We start from the raw sequence: 18,563 nt of genomic DNA, 5'->3' as shown, positions 1-18,563 counted from the left end.
GTACCACGCACGGCCTTGCCCTACACCGGGCAAGGCCGTGACGCGGCGGCATGATCGCAATCAGACACTAACAATAACGAGGAGCACACATGAAGCAGCAACAGACCCTGGCCACCCTGGTGGCGCTGGCCCTGCTACCCGCCGCACAGGCCAGCGGCTTTGCCCTGGATGAACAGGGCGCCGCCGGCATGGGCAATGCCTGGGCTGGCGCCGCCGCCGTCACCGACGACGCCAGCGCCGTCTTCCACAATCCTGCTGCCCTGATACGGGTGCAGGGGCCGCAGTTGGTGGCGGCTGGCAACTACCTGGATTTCTCGGCCCGGTTTCATGCCACCGGCAGCGACACCTGGTTGGTGGACCGTGCCACCGGCACCGTAGGCACCAGCAGCATGCTGGGCACACCTACCGGTGAGATCCGGCCGGTGGGCGGCAGCGGCGGTAGCGATGGCGGACGGGGCGGCGTGGTGCCCGGCTTTTTCTATGCCCAGCCCCTGAGCCGCGATCTGGTGCTGGGGGTGGGCGTCTACGCCCCGTTTGGCAGCGAAACCCGCTTCGATGCCAATTGGGCCGGCCGCTATACCGCCATCGACACCGTCCTCACCGGTCTCAACATCAGCCCCAGCCTGGCCTGGCGCATCAGCCCCCGGCTATCGCTGGGCCTGGGCCTCAATGCCACGCTGGTCGATGCCGAGGCCAGCAAGGCGCTGGATTTCCGCTACGAGGCCAGCATTGCCGAAATGGCGCTGGGGCAGACCATACCAGTGATAGATGGCAAGGCCACGCTCAAGGGCGATGGCTGGGGCTGGGGGGCCAACCTGGGCCTGTTGTACCAGTTGGAAGGGGGCGGCAGCCTGGCGGCCAGCTTTCGCAGCAGCATGACGCCCAAGGCCAAGGGCGACTATCGGGTCGATATTCCGCCGCTCTACAGCGAGCTGGCCGCCGGCCTGGGCTTGAGCCTGGAATCGGAAATCCAGTCGGCCACGGCCAAGGTCAAGCTGCCCTGGCGCCTGCAACTGGCTGCCGACCTGCCCTTGAACCAGACATGGTCGCTGCAGGCCGACCTGACCCGTACCGGCTGGAAGCGCTTTGACGAGTTGCGGGCCGTGATCAGCAATACGCCCGACCAGGTACAGGTGCAGAACTGGCGCGACACTACCCGCCTGGGCCTGGGTACCACCTGGCGGCAGAGCGATAGCATGGACTGGAAGTTCGGCCTGGCCTGGGACCAGACCCCGGTACGCTCAGCCCAGTGGCGCCATCCTTCCACCCCCGACGCCGACCGCCTGTGGCTGACCACCGGCCTGAGCTGGCGCCCCAGCAAGGCCGGTAAGCTGGATGTGGGCCTGGCCTATGTACGCATGGATGATGCCGCCGTGGATTACACCGACACCGCCTACAACCGGGCCGACTACCCTTTCTTTGCCGCTGAACAGAAGTTCCGGGTACGCGGCAGCTTCGATCTGTCGCTGTGGTCCTTGGGCTTGCAGTATCGCCACAGCTGGTAAGCGCCACTCACCCCAGCCCGACCGTGCCTCCGTTACGCCGGCTGCCCCGGCCTGACGGAGGCACGGTCATCCTGGGCAGGCACGCCCAATTCCTCGGCAAAACAGCAGCTTGGCAAGCACCGCACCTATGCACATAGGATACTTATATTCCTGCCACCCGTTTACGCGGCTACGGCCCAGTGCTCAAATAGCATCTTCTGCATCACAGGCTGCACCATGTCCATCGCCGAACGTCGTCAACGCGAGCGCGAAGTCCTGCGCCGAAAAATCATCGATGCCGCCCGCGCCCTCTGCGCCGAGGGGGGCTACGAAGCCCTCACCGTACGCGCCATTGCCAGCCGCATCGAATATTCCACCAGCGTCATCTACAGCCAGTTCGAAGACAAGGCTGCCATGCTGCGCGTCATTGCCGACGAGGACTTTGCCGAGCTAACCCGGCAATTGATGGACCACGACGTGGCTGACGCCAGCCCGGCCGAGCGCATTCTGGGCATGGCAGAGCGCTTTGCCCATTTTGCCCAGCACCAGCCCGAACACTACCGCCGCATCTTTATCAGCCCGCCACCACCGGTCAGTGTCGAGGAATCCGCCGCCGAGCACGGCAACCCCAACGAAGATGCCTACGCCTACGCCCGCGTACTGTTCGTGGCCTTGATAGAGGGCACCCCCAGCATCACCGAACGCGATGCTGACGCACTGCTGCAGATGTTCTGGGGCACGCTGCACGGTCTGATCGCCCTGCATATGACCCTGGGAGACGAGCCCTGGGTCACGCTCAAGCCACTGTCGCCCCTGGTGGACAGCGCCTCGCGGGCATTGCTGCGGGGCGTGGGCGTGGCATTGCCCGCCTGAGTTACGCCGGGCCGTGGACGCCGCTTGGGCTTGATTGCTCGGGCGCGGCGGCATCTAACCTGGGCTGCACCTTGGGCTGCCTGTCCCAGCCCGCCTCAGCCCAGCCTTATCGGCCTACCGACTTCAGCCGCCAGCTCCATAATGGCCTGCAGCGCGGCCTGCTCGGGCAGGTTGACTAGGCATTCGCTCACGCCGCCGTCACCGCAGCCAGCCTTGGCACAGGGTCGGCAACTGTAGCCCTGGTGGGCCACCACCCGGTGCGGCCCCCGCCAGGGCGACCACTCTGCCGTCACCGAGGGGCCGAACAACGCCACGCAGGGCGTACCCAGCGCTGCAGCCATATGCATGGGCGCCGAATCCAGCCCGAACCAGAGTTTGGCATCGGCAATCAATGCGCCCAATTGTTTCAGGGTCAGCTTGCCGGTCAAATCCAGCACCGGCCGACTCAGCCTGGCCTTGATGGCTTCTACCATGGCGACCTCCTCGGCCGCCTTGGCTGCCGTCAGTACCACCTGCTCGCCGGCGGCAGTCAGGGCATCGATCACCACGGCCATGCGCTCGGGCGGCCAGGCCTTGAACATCCAGCGCGAAGTCGGGTGCACCAAGATATAGCCGCCAGGCGCCAGACCATGTTGCTGCAGCAAGCCTCGCGCCACCTCGATATCGGCGGCGCTGACCGGCATATAGGGCGCCTTGGCGGCCTCCGAGGGTTGGATACCAACACGCCTTAGCGCATCGAGCTGGATTTCCACCATGTGGCGGGTATCGCGCAGCTCGGGGAACAGATGGGTAAAACTTTTGCGCCAGAAGCGGCCACGCTGGGTGGCTGGCGCCACCGACACGCGCGGCTTGAGCAGCCGGGTCATCCAGGCGCCACGCCGGCGGGTGTTGAGATGCACCACCAGATCATAGCGGCGGGCACGCAGGGTACGCAGCAGGCGCCATTCGACCGCCAGCCAGCCCCACAGGCTGTATGCCCGGCGACCGGCGCGGGCAATGGTGTGCAACTGGCTGAGGTGGGGATTGCCGGCCACCATAGGGGTGGTTTCGTCGAACACCAGCATGTCGGCTTCTATGCCCTGTTCTGCCAACGCCCCCAGTACCGGGCTGGCCAACAGCACATCGCCATGGTGTTGCAGCTTGATCACCAGTGCGCGCTGGTAGGCCGGCGCGCTCAAGCCACGACCTCGTTGAGCATTTCACGTACCTGGTCGGCATCGGCGGCCTGCTCCAGCATGGGGCGCAGCGCACCCAGCTTCTGCAGGTCGCAGCTGAGGATAATCTGTTTCACATTCAGCAACTGGGCAGGATGCATGGAGAACCGCCGCAGGCCCAAGGCCAGCAGCAAGGGGGTCAGGCGGACATCACCGGCCATCTCACCACAGACCGACACCGGCACATTGGCCTGGTCGGCCGTCTTGATCACATGTGCGATCAGGTGCAGTACGGCCGGGTGGAAGGGGTCGTACAGATGGCTGACGCTATCGTCGCCTCTATCGACCGCCAGGGTGTACTGGATCAGGTCATTGGTGCCGATGGAGACAAAATCCAGTTTCTTGAGGAAATGCCCCACGGTAATGGCCGCGCCAGGCACTTCTATCATGCCGCCTATCTCCACCAGGTCGGAGAACTCGATGCCGTCCTCGCGCAGGCCTTCCTTGGCCTGCTCCACGTGGAACAACACCTGATTCACTTCCGCCAAGTTGGCCAGCATGGGCACCAGCAGCTTGAGCTTGCCATGGCGGCCGGCACGCAGCAGCGCCCGCAGCTGGGTGCGGAACATATGCGGCTCGGCCAGGCACAGGCGCACGCCGGTCAAACCCAGTGCCGGGTTGGCGGCAGAGATGATCTCGCCCTCCGCCCACTTGGGCATCTTGTCACGGCCCAGGTCTATGGTACGGATGGTGACGGGTGCGCCTTTCATGCCCTGAATGACGGCCTTGTAGGAGGCGTACTGCTCATCCTCGTCCGGCAGGTCGTCGCGACCCAGGAACAGGAACTCGGAGCGGTACAAGCCCACGCCGGTGGCGCCATTGGCCAGCGCCTGCTCCACATCGCCGGGCATCTCGATATTGGCGTGCAGCTCGATGGCCGTGCCATCCAGCGTCTTGGCGGTGGTGGTCTTGAGCCCGCGCAGCTTCTTGCGGTCGGCGGCATAGCCAGCCTGGCGCTTGCGGTACTCGGTCAGTATGGTTTCACTGGGGTCGATGATGGCCACGCCGGCCGTGCCATCGACAATCAGGGTCTCATCCTCGCGTATCAGCTGACGAGCATGGTGCAGCGCCAGTACCGAGGGGATATCGAGGCTGCGCGCCAGGATGGCGGTATGCGAGGTCGGGCCGCCCACATCGGTCAGGAAGGCGGCGAACTCGGCTTCCTTGAACAGCACCATATCGGCCGGCGACAGGTCGTGCGCCACCAGGATGCGTTCCTTGCTGTCCTCGGGCGGCACATAGTGGCCACCCCCTTCGCCATTGAGCGCCTTGAAGATGCGCTCCACCACCTGGATCACATCGGCGCGGCGCTCGCGCAGGTATTCCTCTTCGATAACGTCGAACTGCTCCAACAGCCTGTCCTGCTGCAGCTTGAGCGCCCATTCGGCATTGCAGTGCTGCGCCTGGATGATGTCGCGCGGCTCGCGGCTGATGGTGTGATCGTTCAGCAGCATCACATGCAGGCTGAGAAAGGCGCCCAGCTCGGTCGGGGCATTCTCGGGAATACTGCCCCACAGCTGCTCCAGCTCCTTGCGGGTCAGCCGCACCGCCGCATCGAAACGGGCAATCTCAGCGGGCACCTCGGCGTCCGTGATCTCGTAGTGGGCAACTTCGAGATCGGCATGGCTCACCAGATGCGCGCGGCCTATGGCGATACCGCCACCTATGCCTATGCCGTGCAGGGTGATGGTCATGGGGGCTATTCCGACTCGTCGAAACGGTTGGCAATCAGCTCGGTAATGGCTGCCATGGCAGCATCCTCATCCTCGCCGCTTATCTCCACACTGATACGGCTGCCCTTGGCGGCGGCCAGCATCATCACGCCCATGATGCTCTTGGCGTTGACGCGCTTGCCATTGCGGGTCAGCCAGACCTCGCTGCGAAAGCGGCTGGCCAACTGGGTCAGCTTGCTGGAGGCCCGGGCATGCAGGCCCAGCTTGTTGATGATTTCAACTTCCTGTTGCGCCATGGTGTTCTGTCTCTCTAATCCTGCTTGCTGGGCGGCAGCATGTACATCACGCCTTCCAACCCACCAGTGACGGCCTTACCGACCACCACATCAAGCGATTCATGTCCGTAATTGAGTGTACGCACCAGCATGGGCAGATTCACCCCCGCCACCGCTTCGATGCGGCCCGGCTCGATCAAGCGGTAGGCCACATTGGACGGCGTACCACCATAGATGTCCGACAGCACCAGCACGCCACTACCGGTATCCAGCTCGGCCAGCAAAGCCCTGGCCCGCTCCAGCACCACGTCTGGGTCGTCGCTACGGTACACCGGCAGATAACGAAGTTGCGGCAAGGGCCGACCAAGCACATGGGCAGCACACTCGGCCAGGCTCTCGCCCAGGCCATAGTGCGTTACCAACAGGATTCCAACCATGACGAAGCTCAAAAAAACGCGTTGGAAACGATTCTAGCAGCCGCCGCCCGCTGCGCTGCACTATATGCGGACAAATGTACCGTGAGCAGGCGCCGCTGGTCCTGCCGCCGCCCCACACTTAAGCTTGGATGGCGGCTTCCAGCGCATCCATGAACAAGCCGGCCACCGGGATACCGGATTGCGCCGTGATTTCCTGGAAGCAGGTCGGGCTGGTCACATTCACCTCGGTCAGGGTGTCGCCGATGACATCCAGCCCTACCAGCAGCAAACCCTCGGCCGCCAGCAGGGGGCCCAGCGCCTCGCCTATCTCGCGGTCGCGGGCGGTCAAGGGCCTGGCTACGCCAGTGCCGCCGGCGGCCAGATTGCCACGGGTCTCGCCGGCCTTGGGTATGCGGGCCAGGCACCAGTCCACCGGCTTGCCGCCTATCAGCAGCACCCGCTTGTCGCCATCCTTGATCGCCGGCAGGTAGCGCTGCACCATCAGGCTGACCGTGCCGTTGCGGGTCTGGGTTTCCAGTATGGCACCCAGATTGGGGTCATCCGGCCGCAGCCGGAAAATACCGGTGCCGCCCATGCCATCCAGGGGCTTGAGCACCACGTCGCCATGCTCGGCCAGAAACGCGCGGATATCGTCGTCGCGGCTGCTGACCAGGGTAGGCGCGATAAACTGGGGAAAGCGCAGTATGGCCAGCTTCTCGTTGTTGTCGCGCAGGGCGCGGGGCTTGTTGAACACCTTGGCGCCCTGGCGCTCCGCCGCCTCCAGCAGATGGGTGGCGTACAGGTATTCGCTGTCGAAGGGCGGGTCCTTGCGCATCACGATGGCGTCCACCTCGGGCAGACCCAGGGTGGTAGCGGGCTCGGCCCGGTACCAGTCGTGGGCATCGCCGGTCAGGTTGATGACCCGCATGTCGGCCAGCACCCGGCCATCCAGCACCCGCATGTCGCGCTGCTCGAACGCCAGCACGGTGTGGCCGCGGGCGGCGGCCTCGCGCATCATGGCAAAGGTGGAGTCCTTGTAGGTCTTGAACCCATCCAGTGGGTCGGCCAGAAAGGCAATACGCATGGCTTGATCTGCTCGAGTGGATTGTGAGTCGGCCCTGGGCCGGGAAGGCGGCCAGGGCGCACAGCAGTGCATCAGTCAGGCAAGCCGGCTAGGCCGCCATGCTGATGCTCTCCAGCACCGATTCGGTGTTTTCGATCTCGCGCGAGGCAGCCAGCAGCGCCAGCCGGGCCACCACGCCATAGGCGTAGAAGCGGTTGGGCGCACAGTCTGGGCTACCGTCGCAGTCCGGTGTCGATAGCGGGGTATCAAAGGCCAGCGGCTTGAAATACGCCCCCGGTGCATTGAGGTTTTCATCGGCGCCGCGCTCGGTATGGACGCGATAGAAGCCGCCCACCACAAAGCGGTCCATCATGTAGACCACCGGCTCGGCCACCGCCTCCTCCAGCGTCTCGAAGGTGGGCACGCCCTCCTGCACAATCACGTCGCTGACCTCCAGACCTTCCTTCACCACCGCCATCTTGTTGCGCTGCTTGCGGTTCAGGCCGATCACGTCGGCGGGCGACTTCACGCTCATCACGCCCATGCCATAGGTGCCGGCATCCGCCTTGACGATGGCGTAAGGCGCATCGGTAATGCCCAGTTCACGATACTTGGCGGCCGTCAGCCCCAGGATACGCTCCACCTCGGCGGCCAAACGCTCCTCGCCTTCGCGGGTCTGGAAATCCAGCTGGCTGACCTGGCCGAAGTAGGGGTTGATATACCAGGGGTCTATGCCCAGCAACTGGCCGAACTCCGCTGCCACGCCATCATATTCACGGAAATGGTGGGTCTTGCGGCGAACAAACCACCCAGCATGCAAGGGCGGCAGCAGGTTCTGGTCGATATCGCGGAGGATATCGGGAATGCCGGCCGACAGATCGTTGTTGAGCAACACCACGCAAGGATCAAACCCAGGCAGGCCCACGCGGCGGCCATTGCGCTGCAGCGGCTCCACCGTCAGCGTTCCGCCATTGGGCAGTTCCAGGGTGGTGGGGGCGGTGATTTCGGCGTTCAGCGTACCCAGTCTAACATTGAGGCCGGCCAGTTTCAGGATGCGCGCCAGCGAGGCCACGTTCTGCAGGTAATACTGGTTACGGGTATGGTTCTCGGGTATCAGCAGCAAGCGCCGTGCATCGGGGCAGATCTTCTCCAGCGCGCTTTGCACAGCCTGCACGCACAGCGGAGTGAAATCCGGGTTGAGGTTGTTGAAACCGCCAGGGAACAGATTCATGTCCACCGGGGCCAGCTTGAAGCCGGAATTGCGCAGATCAACCGAGCCATAGAACGGCGGCGCATGCTCCAGCCACTGGCTGCGGAACCAGGCTTCAATCTCGCACTGGGCGGCAAGGAACTTGCGTTCCAGGTCAAGCAGGGGGCCGGTCAGGGCGGTGGCTAGGCGGGGTACGTTCATGGCGGAACCTGTCTGGAAAAGAAACGGGCGAACCCGGACTTGGAGGATAGCCGATTGTGGCTATCTGTCACGACAGCCCTGGCACCTTTGATGGCGTCTAGGCCTGCCAGCCGGGCGCTGGGAGCGGCAGGGCGGGCAATTCCTCTTAGATAGGGGCCAGGGGTGACAGTTTCAAGCCTTGCCCATGCTACACTCGCGCGGCTTTTCATGCTGCCCGGCCTAGCGTGCAAAACCGCTGCCTGTGCCATGCCGAAACAGCCGGCCAGGCACAGCAACAGCCCCCAGGATTTGCCAGGCAGCATAGGCGCCACCGTGCGTGGCGCAGCTAGTTAATGAACCGGTTCCGAGGTCGCCATGTCCGCACCCGCCCCCAAGCCCAAGGAAAGCCTGCAGGATACCCTGCAGCAGGTGCTGCGCATCCTTAGCCGCCACAAGCTGGTCGAGAACCTGATCCACAAGCAGGAGATGCCCAAGCACGAGCTGGTGGAAACCATCGTCCACAAGCAGAACCTGACGGAGCTGGAAAAGCGGCTGGAGCAGCTCTACCCCGCCGACATTGCCTTTATCCTTGAATCGCTGCCGCTGGACGAACGGCTGACGGTATGGGAGCTGGTACGCCCGGAAATAGAGGGCGATGTGCTGCTGGAGGTGTCCGACTCGGTGCGGGAAACCCTGCTGGCCGACATGGATCGCGAAGAGATCCTGGCCGCCGCCGAGCATCTGGATACCGACGAGCTGGCCGACCTGGTGCCCGACCTGCCGCAGGACGTGATGCACGAGCTGATGGGCTCGCTGGAGGAGGAAGAGCGGGCCGAGCTGCAATCGGCGCTGTCCTATGCCGACGACCAGGTTGGCTCGGTGATGGACTTCGACATGGTCACCATCCGCGACGATGTAACGCTTGAGGTGGTGCTGCGCTATCTGCGCCGCTTCGATGAACTGCCGCACCATACCGACAAGCTGTTCGTGGTGGACAACGACCAGCGCATCAAGGGTGTGCTGCCCATCAAGAAGCTGCTGATCTCCGACCCCGAGCGCGGGGTGGCCGATGTGATGGCCCACGAGGTAGTGATCTTCCGCCCCGACGAGGACGTCGGCGACGCGGCCCAGGCCTTCGAGCGCTACGACCTGGTATCCGCCCCGGTGGTGGACTCCACCCACAAGGTCATCGGCCGCCTGACGGTGGACATGATGGTGGACGTCATCCGTGAGGAGTCAGAGGCCGAGGTGCTGAGCCTGGGCGGCCTGAAGGAAGACGAAGACCTGTTCAGCTCGGTCTGGAGCTCGGCCAAGAACCGCTGGCCCTGGCTGGCTCTCAACATCGTCACCGGCATCATCGTCTCGCGGGTCATCGGCGCTTTCGAAGCCACCACCGCCCAGATCGTCGCCCTGGCCGCACTGGCCCCCATCATCTCCGGCATCGGCGGCAACTCTGGCTCGCAGACCGCCACCATCATCATCCGCGCCATGGCGCTGGGCCAGGTGACTGCCGCCAGTACCCGCCGGCTGGTGGCCAAGGAGTTCGGCATTGCCATGCTCAATGGCGCGCTATGGGGTAGCGTGCTGGGCACAGTGGCCTGGCTGATCTACGGCAAGCTGGGCCTGGGCCTGGTGATGGCCGGCGCCATGATGCTGAACTTCCAGGTAGCCGCCGGCGTGGGGTTGTTCGTACCGCTGCTGATGGAGCGCTTCGGCCGCGACCCGGCCTATGGCTCCAGCGTGTTCCTGACCTTCATGACCGATGGCATGGGCAACCTGATCTTCTACGGTCTGGCCACCCTGTTCCTGCTTAACGCCATGTAGGCAGGTGCCCGGCATGTCGACAGCTGTGGCGTGCAGGCTGCAAGGCGGTAAACCCGCATGTCGCCTGCCACCACCGGCTTATAAATTGTGCAGCTCCCCTCGTGTAATATTTCCCGCCATGTTCTCGCCCATCTCAGACCGCGCCCTCCATCTTGCGCCAGCCCGCCTGCCCGCCACCCTGCTGCTGGATCTGATGCGCCATCAACGCTATGGGGTGGAGTACCAACCCATCATCGATATCGCCAGTAGCGAGGCCATCGCCTACGAGGCGCTGGCACGCTTTTATGCGGCAGATGGCCAGCCGCTGGCGCCCAAGGCCGTATTCGACGCCCTGCACGCCAGCCCACTGAGCCTCTACCAGGTGGAATACGACATGAAGCAGCTGCAACTGGCCCATGCCCCGGCCGATGCCAGCCAGCTGTTCGTCAACCTTGATCCCGATGCCTACGGGGTGACGGCCAACGAGGCGGAAGACCCGCTGCTGGGCCTCTTGGCCAGCCACGAAGGGCTGGTGGTGGAGATCATAGAAAATACCGATGTCGCTGACGCCCAGTTATCGCAGCAGCTGGCCCAGGCCTTCTCGGCCCGTGGCGTACGGCTGGCGCTGGACGATATCGGAGCGCCCAACTCCATGCTCTCGCTGGATGTGATGATGGAGGTGGACTGGTTCAAGTTCGACCGCTCCTGGCTGGTACGGGCGCGCGACAGCCGCAACCGGGCAGCGCTGACCCACCTGATCGCCTTCGCCCACGAATGCCACTGCAAGGTGATACTGGAAGGCATAGAGCGTCCCGAAGACCTGGCACTGGCGCGCAGCCTGCAGGTCGACTGCGTGCAGGGCTTTCTCTACCGCAAGCGCTTCGTCTCGGTTTCGCAGGCCGCTCGCCCCGCCCGGACGGCAGCATGAGCAGCGTCGCCAGCCTGATCATGGCCGCCCGGCAAAGTGGCATACCGGTACTGGAGGCACGCTTGCTGCTGGAACATGCTAGCGGCCTGAGCCGCACCCGCCAGGCCGCCTGGCCCGAGGCCGAGCTGCCGCCCGAGCAGGCCGAACGCTTCCACACGCTGCTGCAACGGCGCCAGGCCGGCGAGCCGGTAGCCTACCTGATAGGCCTGCGCGAGTTTTTCAGCCTGGATTTCGAAGTCAGCCCTGCCGTACTGATTCCACGGCCTGAGACCGAGCTGCTGGTGGAACTGGCGCTGGAGCACATTCCGCTGGACACCCCCAGCCGCGCACTGGACCTGGGCACTGGATCCGGCATCATCCCGGTGTCACTGCGCAAGCACCGCCCCATGCTGGACATGCGGGCGGTCGATATCTCGGCCGACGCCCTGGCCGTGGCCGCCCGCAATGCCGAGCGCCATGCCACCCCCATACAGCTGATGCAGAGTGACTGGTATGGCTCGCTGGGGCGTGAGCAATTCGACCTGATCGTCTCCAACCCGCCCTATATCGCCCATGGCGACCGGCACCTGGCAGAGGGCGATCTGCGCTTCGAGCCGCGCGGTGCGCTCACCGACGAGGCCGACGGCCTGGCCCATATCCGCCGTATCATCCAGGGCGCTCCCCGCCACCTAGCCCATGGAGGCTGGCTGCTGTTCGAACACGGCTACGACCAAGCCGAACCCAGCCGCGCCTTGCTGACGGCAGCCGGCTTTGCCCAGGTGCAAAGCTGGGACGACCTGGCCGGCATCGCCCGCGTCACCGGTGGCCGACGGGCCTAGCACCCAGGTTTTAGCGCATCACCACCGGCCGCAGATCCGCCTCGTTGGCGATCCGGTCGGCTGCCTGCTGCGCCGCCTGCCGGCTGTCGAACGGGCCTACCCTTACCCGCCAGATAGCGCCGCTGTTCTCTACCACCGGCGCCGGTAGCCAACCCAGCGTGCCCGTCACCTTGTCGCGAAAAGCCTCGGCTGTCGTCTGGGTGCCGAAGGCCCCCAGCTGCACCCAGCGCTGCTCGGCACGGGTCTCTATCGGTGGTGCCGGCATGGGTTCGTCCGCCAGATTGCTGGCCAGCCGGGCCAGCGGGTCCACCGCCGTGGTGCGCTCATCGCGTACCGGCAAGGTGCCGGCTGCCGCCTCTACCGCCTGCAGCAGCGCCGTCTCGGGCAGAGGAGCTGGCTGGGTCTCGCCGGGTGCAACCGCCTCTACCTTGACCTGGGCGCTACCGCCATTGTGGTAGCCCAGCCGGTAGGCAGCGGCATAGGACAGATCGATTACCCGCCCCTTGTGGAATGGCCCCCTGTCATTGATACGCACCAGCACCGACTTGCCGTTGCTCAGGCTGGTCACCCTGGCATAGCTGGGTATAGGCAGGGTGGGGTGGGCGGCAGTCAGCTTGAACATATCGTAGGGCTCGCCGCTAGCCGTACGCTTGCCGTGGAACTTCTTGCCATACCAGGAGGCCATGCCCTGCTGGCTGAATTCGCCATAGGTCTTGCGTGGGGTATAGCTCTTGCCCAGCACCGTGTAAGGCCGGTTGGCATAACGGTGCAAGGGCTCGGGCCGGGCTTCCGGCTCGGTCAGGGCATCCAGATCGTAAGGCACGTCCAGAATGGGGCCATCGTCCTGGTAATAGCCGCCATATTGCTGCGGTATCTGTTCGGGCTTGGCCGGCGGCAGGGCAGGCTTGGGGTTGGCCGCCACAGGCGGGCGTGCAGGTTCGGCCGGCTTGCTGGGTGTGGCAGGCGGCAGGGGCTGGTAGCTGGCACAGCCGGCTGCCAGCAGGCAGCCGCAGAGTACTAGATGTCGTATCGTCAACTCTTCATCAACTTTCGGTCACGCTGAATAGCCATCAGCATACCGAAACCGATGAGGATGGACAGCATGGCGGTACCCCCGTAGCTGACCAACGGTAGTGGCACACCCACCACCGGCAGGATGCCCGACACCATGCCCATATTGACGAACAGATAGGTAAAGAAGGACAGCGTCAACGCGCCGGCCAGCAATCGGCCAAACAGGCTGGAAGCGTTATTGGCAATCATCAGGCCACGGCCGATGACGCAGAGATACAGTATCAGCAGCAGGATATTGCCTATCAGGCCGAATTCCTCGGCATAGACGGCAAACACGAAGTCAGTGGTGCGCTCAGGTATGAAGTCCAGGTGGGTCTGGGTGCCCTTGAGCCAGCCCTTGCCGAACACCCCGCCAGAGCCGATGGCAATGGTGGACTGGATGATGTGGTAGCCATTGCCCAGCGGATCGGCCATGGGATCGATCATGGTCATCACCCGCTCGCGCTGGTAATCATGCATCAGCGGCCAGATCACAAAGGGGATGGCGACCGCCAGCCCGGCCAGGCCGCCCAGGATGATGCGCCAGGAGAGGCCGGCAAAGAACAGGACATAGAAGCCGGCAGCCCCTATCAGCAAGGCCGTGCCCAGGTCAGGCTGCTTCAGCACCAGCGCCATGGGCATGCCTATCAGCACGGCAGCCACGGCAAAATGCTTGAGCTTGAGGCTGGCCTCGTGCCGGTCGAAGTACCAGGCCAGCATCATGGGTACAGCCAGCTTCATCAGCTCTGACGGTTGTATCCGGGCCACGCCTATGTCCAGCCAGCGACGTGCGCCGTTGGTGATGTCGCCGAACAGCGCCACCCCAATCAGCAGCACCATACCGAAGGTATACAGCGGCGGCGCCAGCCACATCAGCTGCACCGGCTTGAGGTTGGATACCACCCACATGGCAGACAGCGCCACCACCACCGAGACCAGCTTGCTGTTGATCTTGTCGAAGCTCTGGTTGGACGCCGAGAAAATGGTCATCAGGCTGACACCGACCAGCAGGGCCACGAACAGCAACAGCCAGGGGTCGATAGGGTCGACGAAACGTTTGATCAGTCGCTTAATCAGCATGGCTGTGACTCGTGATTTCCGGTATCGGCGCCTGCGCTTCGGCAGCGGGCGCCACCGCCCCGGCTGCGGGCTTGGCTTCCTGGCTGGGCAGCTTGCCCAGCAGGTAGTAGTCGAAGGCCTTGCGGGCAATGGGCGCGGCATGCGCGGCACCGAAGCCGGCGTTCTCCACGATCATGGCCAGGGCGATACGCGGTTTGTCGGCCGGGGCAAAGGCGATGAACAGGGCGTGGTCGCGCAGTTCCTCTCGGGTGGAACTGGCATTGTACTTCGCGCCTTTGAGGCTGTAGACCTGGGCCGTGCCGGTCTTGCCGCCCGACGTATAGGGTGCGCCCCGGAAGGCGGTGGATGACGTCCCCTGCATATTGGTGGCCACCATGGCCTGCTTGATGACTTCGATATGCTCGGGCTTGTAGGGCAGCTGTTTGGCCGGCACCGTCTCCAAGGCACGCCGCTCGCGGCTGACGCTGTCCTCTATGTATTGCACCAGGTGGGGGCGGTACTGCACGCCGTTGTTGACCAGGGTGGCCGTCGATTGCGCCATCTGGATGATGGTATAGGTATTGAAGCCCTGACCGTTGCCGATGGAAATCGTATCGCCCGCCAGCCAGCGCTGCTGTTCCTTGCGCTTGAAGGCGCGGCGCTTCCAGGCCTGCGAGGGCAGTATGCCTTCCTTCTCGCCTGGCAGGTCCACCCCGGTACGGCTGCCAAAGCCCAACGGCCCCATGAAGTTGGAGATGGCGTCTATGCCCATATCGTTGGCCAAGCGGTAGTAATAGGTATTGCAGCTGACCACGATAGACTTGTGCATATCGACCATGCCATGGCCGTGGACCGCATCGTCGCGCCAGCGGTTGTTACCCATGATGAAATAGCCGGGGTCGGAGATGGCATCGCTGGGGCGGCGCTTGCCGGTCTCCAGCGCGGCCAGCGCCATAAATGGCTTGAAGGTGGAGCCAGGTGGATACAGGCCCTGGATGGCGCGGTTGTTGAGTGGCCGGGAGGTCGCGTCGTTGAGCTCCTTCCACGATACCGGGTCGATGCCATCGACAAACAGATTGGGGTCGAAGCCAGGCCGCGACACCATGGCCAGTATGCCGCCGGTGCTGGGCTCTATGGCCAGCAGGGCACCACGGCGTTCGCCAAATGCCTGCTCCACCACCTGCTGCAGCTTGATATCCACAGTCAGCACCAGATTGTTGCCCGGCGTGGCCTGGGTGCTGTTCAGCGCCCGTATGGCCCGGCCGCCCGCATCGGTCTCGACCTGCTCATAGCCGGTGGTGCCATGCAGCACCTGCTCATAGCTCTGTTCCAGGCCGAACTTGCCGATATGGTCGGTGCCCTTGTAGTTGGGCAAGCGGCCATCGGCATCCAGCCGTTTCAGGTCGCCATCGTTGAGCCGGCCGATATAGCCCACCAGGTGCGAGGCGGATTCGCCCATGGGGTACTGGCGGAACAAGCGCGCCTTGACCTCCACCCCGGGGAAGCGGAAAGCCTGGGCCGCAAAGCGGGCCACTTCTGCATCACTGAGCCGGGTCTTGATGGGCAGGGATTCGAAATCCTTGCTCTCATCCAGGAGCTTCTTGAACCGGCGCCTGTCCTTGGCCGTGATATCGATGAACTCGGCCAGCCGGTCTATGGTGGCGTCCAGCTTCTCGCCCAGCTTGGACTGGGTGATTTCCAGCGTGTAGGCCGAATAGTTGTGGGCCAGTACCACGCCGTTGCGGTCGGTGATGATGCCGCGCGACGGTGGGATGGGCACCAGCGAGATGCGGTTGCTCTCGGCCAGGGTGTGATACTTGTCGTGCTTCATCACCTGCAGGTAGACAAAGCGGCTGAGCAGGATGGCGAAGCCGATCAGCACGCCGGTGATGACCACCACCAGGCGCAACTGGAAGCTGTAGCGCTCGCCGTGGTGGTCGCGCAATACGGTGCGACGGCTCATGACTGGATTTCGGCTGGTTTATCCACGCGCTGCGGTGCCTGCAGCAACTGGCTCAGCAGGGGCCACAGCAGGGCGCCCGAGAGGGTGCCGACAAAATAGCTCCAGCCCGGAAAACCGCTGCCCGTCGCCATGCGCACCAGCAGCATGATGAGCTGGTTGGCCAGCAGCAGGGGCGCCACATAGAGGGCCTGCTGCCACAGCGGGAACATGCCCAGCTGGCGATGCCGCCCCAGCACGAACCAGCTGGTTGCGCAGTAGGCCAGGCCATGCTGGCCAAACACATTGCCGTCGGCGATATCCAGCAGCATGGCCAGCCAGAAGGCCCAGCCCACGCCCACATGGCGCGGCTGGTTCATGCACCAGTAGAGCAGGGTCAGTGCCACGAAATCGGGCAGGAAGGCACGCACCATGGGGCCCCAGGGTATCAGCGCCAGGGTCAGTGCCACGATAAAGGTAAAGACGATAAAACTGCGCTTGACCGGCTTGAGCAGTTGGCTGGATACCGGCATCAGGCAGGCTCCTTGTGGGCGCCGCGACGGGCGGGCTTGGCGGCCTGCTCCACCGGCCTGGCGGGCTGATCCCGGCGTTCGTCCAGTATCAGCAGGAAGCGGTGCTTGTCGATATCGGCAGCCGGCTCGCAGCTGATGCGGGCAAAGGCCGAACCGGCATTGCGATCCACCCGCTTGACCCGGGCCACGGGCAGGCCGGGCGGGTAGGTGCCATCGATGCCGGAAGTCACCAGCACATCGTCACTGCGTATGTCGGCGTTAAGCGGCATCCAGTGCACTTCCAGCGGGTTTTCCGGGCCCAAGCCGTACAGCACGGCCCGCACACCGTTGCGCACCACCTGCACCGGCACGGTATGGCCCTTGTTGGAGATCAGCGTCACCTCGGCCGTCAGCGGTTGCAAACGCGTCACCTGGCCGACTACCCCCTGGGGGTCTATCACCACCTGGCCCAGCCTCACCCCGCTGCTTTCGCCTCTATCCACCACCAGCTTGGCGGTAAACGGATCGCGGTCGTTATACAGCACCTCGGTCAGCGTGCCCTTGCCCTGGTGGGCCGCCCGGGTAGACAGCAGGGCACGCAGCTGGGTGTTCTCCTGCCGCAGCGCCTGCAGGCGCATCAGTTCGGAACTGGCCAGCAGCTTGTCGTCCTGCAGCTTGCGGTTCTCCCGCTGCAAGGCCGTCTGCGACACAAAATAGTCGCCCACCTGCTGGGCGGCGGAGATAGGGGCGGTCGCCAGCCACTGCAGCGGATACAACGCTACCGATACGGTCTCGCGCACCGGCTGCAGTATCTGCCAGCGCACATCCACTACCAGCAGGGTGAGCGACAGCGAGGCGTAGATCAGCAACAGGCTGAATGGCTTGGGGCCCTGCTTGAAGAAGACAGGTTGGGTAGTGGCTTGCATGTCAGGGTGAGGGGCAAGGCGCAAAGGGCGATGCGTGGAAGAGCTGGCTCTCCACACCTCACCCTTCGCTCCTCACGCTGTATCAGTCGTTAGTAAAGATCGTGCCGACCTTGTCCATCTTCTCCAGGGCCTTGCCCGAACCGCGCACCACGCAGGTCAGAGGATCATCGGCCACGATGACCGGCAGACCGGTCTCTTCCATCAGCAGGCGGTCCAGGTCACGCAGCAGCGCACCACCGCCGGTCAGCACCATGCCCTTGTCGGCAATGTCGGCGCCCAGTTCCGGCGGGGTCTGTTCCAGCGCCTGCTTCACCGCCGAGACGATCTGGTTCAGCGGCTCGGTCAGGGCCTCCAGAATTTCGTTCGACGAAATGGTGAACGAGCGGGGGATACCCTCGGCTAGGTTGCGGCCCTTCACTTCCATCTCGCGCACTTCGGCGCCAGGGAAGGCCGAGCCGATGCGCTTCTTGATCTCTTCCGCCGTGGTTTCGCCAATCAGCATGCCGTAGTTGCGGCGGATGTAGTTGATGATGGCTTCGTCGAACTTGTCGCCACCCACCCGCACGCTGTTGGCGTACACGATGCCGCCCAGCGAGATCACGCCCACTTCGGTGGTACCGCCACCGATATCGACCACCATGGAGCCGGTAGCCTCTTCGACCGGCAGGCCGGCGCCGATGGCGGCAGCCATGGGCTCCTCGATCAGTTCAACCTTGCGGGCACCGGCGCCCAGCGCCGATTCCTTGATGGCACGGCGCTCAACCTGGGTGGAACCACAGGGCACGCAGATCACGATACGGGGGCTGGCGGCAAACAGGCGGCTGGGGTTCACCTTCTTGATGAACTGCTTGAGCATCTGTTCGGTGATGGTGAAATCGGCAATCACGCCGTCCTTCATCGGCCGGATGGCGGTAATGCTGCCCGGGGTACGGCCCAGCATCTTCTTGGCCTCTGCCCCCACGGCCAGGATGGTCTTCTTGGCGCTGGGGCCGCCTTCCTGCTGTATGGCTACCACCGAGGGTTCGTCCAGCACGATGCCCTTGCCGGAGACAAAGATCAGGGTGTTGGCCGTGCCAAGGTCGATGGCGAGGTCGTTGGAGAAATAACCGCTGAGAGAACCGATCATGAGATGTCCGT

The 18,563-nt window shown here is 64.1% G+C and carries 17 protein-coding genes; 5 read left to right on the top strand and 12 right to left on the bottom strand.

Going from position 1 to position 18,563, the window contains the following annotated elements:
• Positions 1 to 89 precede the first annotated feature (89 nt).
• Entirely contained in the window at positions 90 to 1,505 is a 1,416-nt protein-coding gene (locus QWZ03_RS17835; protein WP_290333958.1) for an OmpP1/FadL family transporter, read from the top strand.
• A gap of 216 nt (positions 1,506 to 1,721) precedes the next feature.
• Positions 1,722 to 2,357 (top strand): TetR/AcrR family transcriptional regulator, encoded by a 636-nt coding sequence (locus tag QWZ03_RS17830; protein WP_290333957.1) that lies wholly within the window; start codon positions 1,722 to 1,724, stop codon positions 2,355 to 2,357.
• Positions 2,358 to 2,452: 95 nt separating this feature from the next.
• Here the strand turns inward: QWZ03_RS17830 and rfaQ are convergent, their stop codons facing one another.
• The 6 genes from rfaQ to gshA all read right to left on the bottom strand — a co-directional run bounded on the left by rfaQ (position 2,453) and on the right by gshA (position 8,409).
• Complete coding sequence (rfaQ, locus tag QWZ03_RS17825) at positions 2,453 to 3,535, bottom strand: putative lipopolysaccharide heptosyltransferase III (RefSeq protein ID WP_290333956.1); 1,083 nt, start codon at positions 3,533 to 3,535, stop codon at positions 2,453 to 2,455.
• Complete coding sequence (ptsP, locus tag QWZ03_RS17820) at positions 3,532 to 5,265, bottom strand: phosphoenolpyruvate--protein phosphotransferase (RefSeq protein ID WP_290333955.1); 1,734 nt, start codon at positions 5,263 to 5,265, stop codon at positions 3,532 to 3,534. Before ptsP ends, rfaQ begins: the two co-directional genes overlap by 4 nt.
• Positions 5,266 to 5,270: 5 nt before the next feature.
• Positions 5,271 to 5,540 carry an HPr family phosphocarrier protein gene (locus QWZ03_RS17815; protein WP_284195656.1) on the bottom strand — a complete coding sequence of 90 codons (270 nt, stop codon included), beginning with the start codon at positions 5,538 to 5,540 and terminating at the stop codon, positions 5,271 to 5,273.
• A gap of 14 nt (positions 5,541 to 5,554) precedes the next feature.
• Positions 5,555 to 5,956: a PTS sugar transporter subunit IIA gene (locus tag QWZ03_RS17810; RefSeq protein WP_284195655.1), complete on the bottom strand. Its 402-nt coding sequence runs from the start codon at positions 5,954 to 5,956 to the stop codon at positions 5,555 to 5,557.
• Positions 5,957 to 6,074: 118 nt separating this feature from the next.
• Entirely contained in the window at positions 6,075 to 7,019 is a 945-nt protein-coding gene (gene gshB / locus QWZ03_RS17805) for a glutathione synthase (protein ID WP_290333954.1), read from the bottom strand.
• An 88-nt stretch (positions 7,020 to 7,107) separates the two neighbouring features.
• Complete coding sequence (gene gshA, locus QWZ03_RS17800; RefSeq protein WP_290333953.1) at positions 7,108 to 8,409, bottom strand: glutamate--cysteine ligase; 1,302 nt, start codon at positions 8,407 to 8,409, stop codon at positions 7,108 to 7,110.
• Between the two features lie 354 nt (positions 8,410 to 8,763).
• On the opposite strand from gshA, the gene mgtE reads away from it, so the two are divergent.
• The 3 genes from mgtE to prmC all read left to right on the top strand — a co-directional run bounded on the left by mgtE (position 8,764) and on the right by prmC (position 11,937).
• Positions 8,764 to 10,212, top strand: a complete 1,449-nt coding sequence (gene mgtE, locus QWZ03_RS17795) for a magnesium transporter (protein ID WP_290333952.1) — start codon at positions 8,764 to 8,766, stop codon at positions 10,210 to 10,212.
• 118 nt (positions 10,213 to 10,330) lie between these two features.
• The gene (locus QWZ03_RS17790; protein WP_290333951.1) at positions 10,331 to 11,119 is read left to right on the top strand and encodes an EAL domain-containing protein; all 789 of its coding nucleotides are present in this window, start codon (positions 10,331 to 10,333) and stop codon (positions 11,117 to 11,119) included.
• Complete coding sequence (prmC, locus tag QWZ03_RS17785) at positions 11,116 to 11,937, top strand: peptide chain release factor N(5)-glutamine methyltransferase (RefSeq protein WP_290333950.1); 822 nt, start codon at positions 11,116 to 11,118, stop codon at positions 11,935 to 11,937. The genes QWZ03_RS17790 and prmC overlap by 4 nt, the downstream gene beginning before the upstream one ends.
• A gap of 10 nt (positions 11,938 to 11,947) precedes the next feature.
• Here the strand turns inward: prmC and QWZ03_RS17780 are convergent, their stop codons facing one another.
• The 6 genes from QWZ03_RS17780 to QWZ03_RS17755 form a co-directional block, all read right to left on the bottom strand.
• Complete coding sequence (locus tag QWZ03_RS17780; RefSeq protein WP_290333949.1) at positions 11,948 to 12,973, bottom strand: septal ring lytic transglycosylase RlpA family protein; 1,026 nt, start codon at positions 12,971 to 12,973, stop codon at positions 11,948 to 11,950.
• A complete protein-coding gene (gene rodA / locus QWZ03_RS17775) occupies positions 12,970 to 14,070 on the bottom strand; it encodes a rod shape-determining protein RodA (RefSeq protein ID WP_290333948.1) in 1,101 nt (366 codons plus the stop codon). The genes QWZ03_RS17780 and rodA overlap by 4 nt, the downstream gene beginning before the upstream one ends.
• A complete protein-coding gene (gene mrdA / locus QWZ03_RS17770) occupies positions 14,060 to 16,012 on the bottom strand; it encodes a penicillin-binding protein 2 (RefSeq protein WP_290333947.1) in 1,953 nt (650 codons plus the stop codon). Before mrdA ends, rodA begins: the two co-directional genes overlap by 11 nt.
• Positions 16,009 to 16,521: a rod shape-determining protein MreD gene (gene mreD / locus QWZ03_RS17765; protein ID WP_284195646.1), complete on the bottom strand. Its 513-nt coding sequence runs from the start codon at positions 16,519 to 16,521 to the stop codon at positions 16,009 to 16,011. Before mreD ends, mrdA begins: the two co-directional genes overlap by 4 nt.
• The gene (mreC, locus tag QWZ03_RS17760) at positions 16,521 to 17,426 is read right to left on the bottom strand and encodes a rod shape-determining protein MreC (protein WP_290333944.1); all 906 of its coding nucleotides are present in this window, start codon (positions 17,424 to 17,426) and stop codon (positions 16,521 to 16,523) included. Before mreC ends, mreD begins: the two co-directional genes overlap by 1 nt.
• 82 nt (positions 17,427 to 17,508) lie before the next feature.
• Positions 17,509 to 18,552, bottom strand: a complete 1,044-nt coding sequence (locus QWZ03_RS17755; RefSeq protein ID WP_284195644.1) for a rod shape-determining protein — start codon at positions 18,550 to 18,552, stop codon at positions 17,509 to 17,511.
• Positions 18,553 to 18,563 lie beyond the last annotated feature (11 nt).

This window comes from Chitinimonas viridis, assembly GCF_030409555.1.
Taxonomy (GTDB): domain Bacteria; phylum Pseudomonadota; class Gammaproteobacteria; order Burkholderiales; family Chitinimonadaceae; genus Chitinimonas; species Chitinimonas viridis.
The sequence above is the reverse complement of the archived record's forward strand: the minus strand, read 5'-3'. Positions and strand labels throughout refer to the sequence as shown.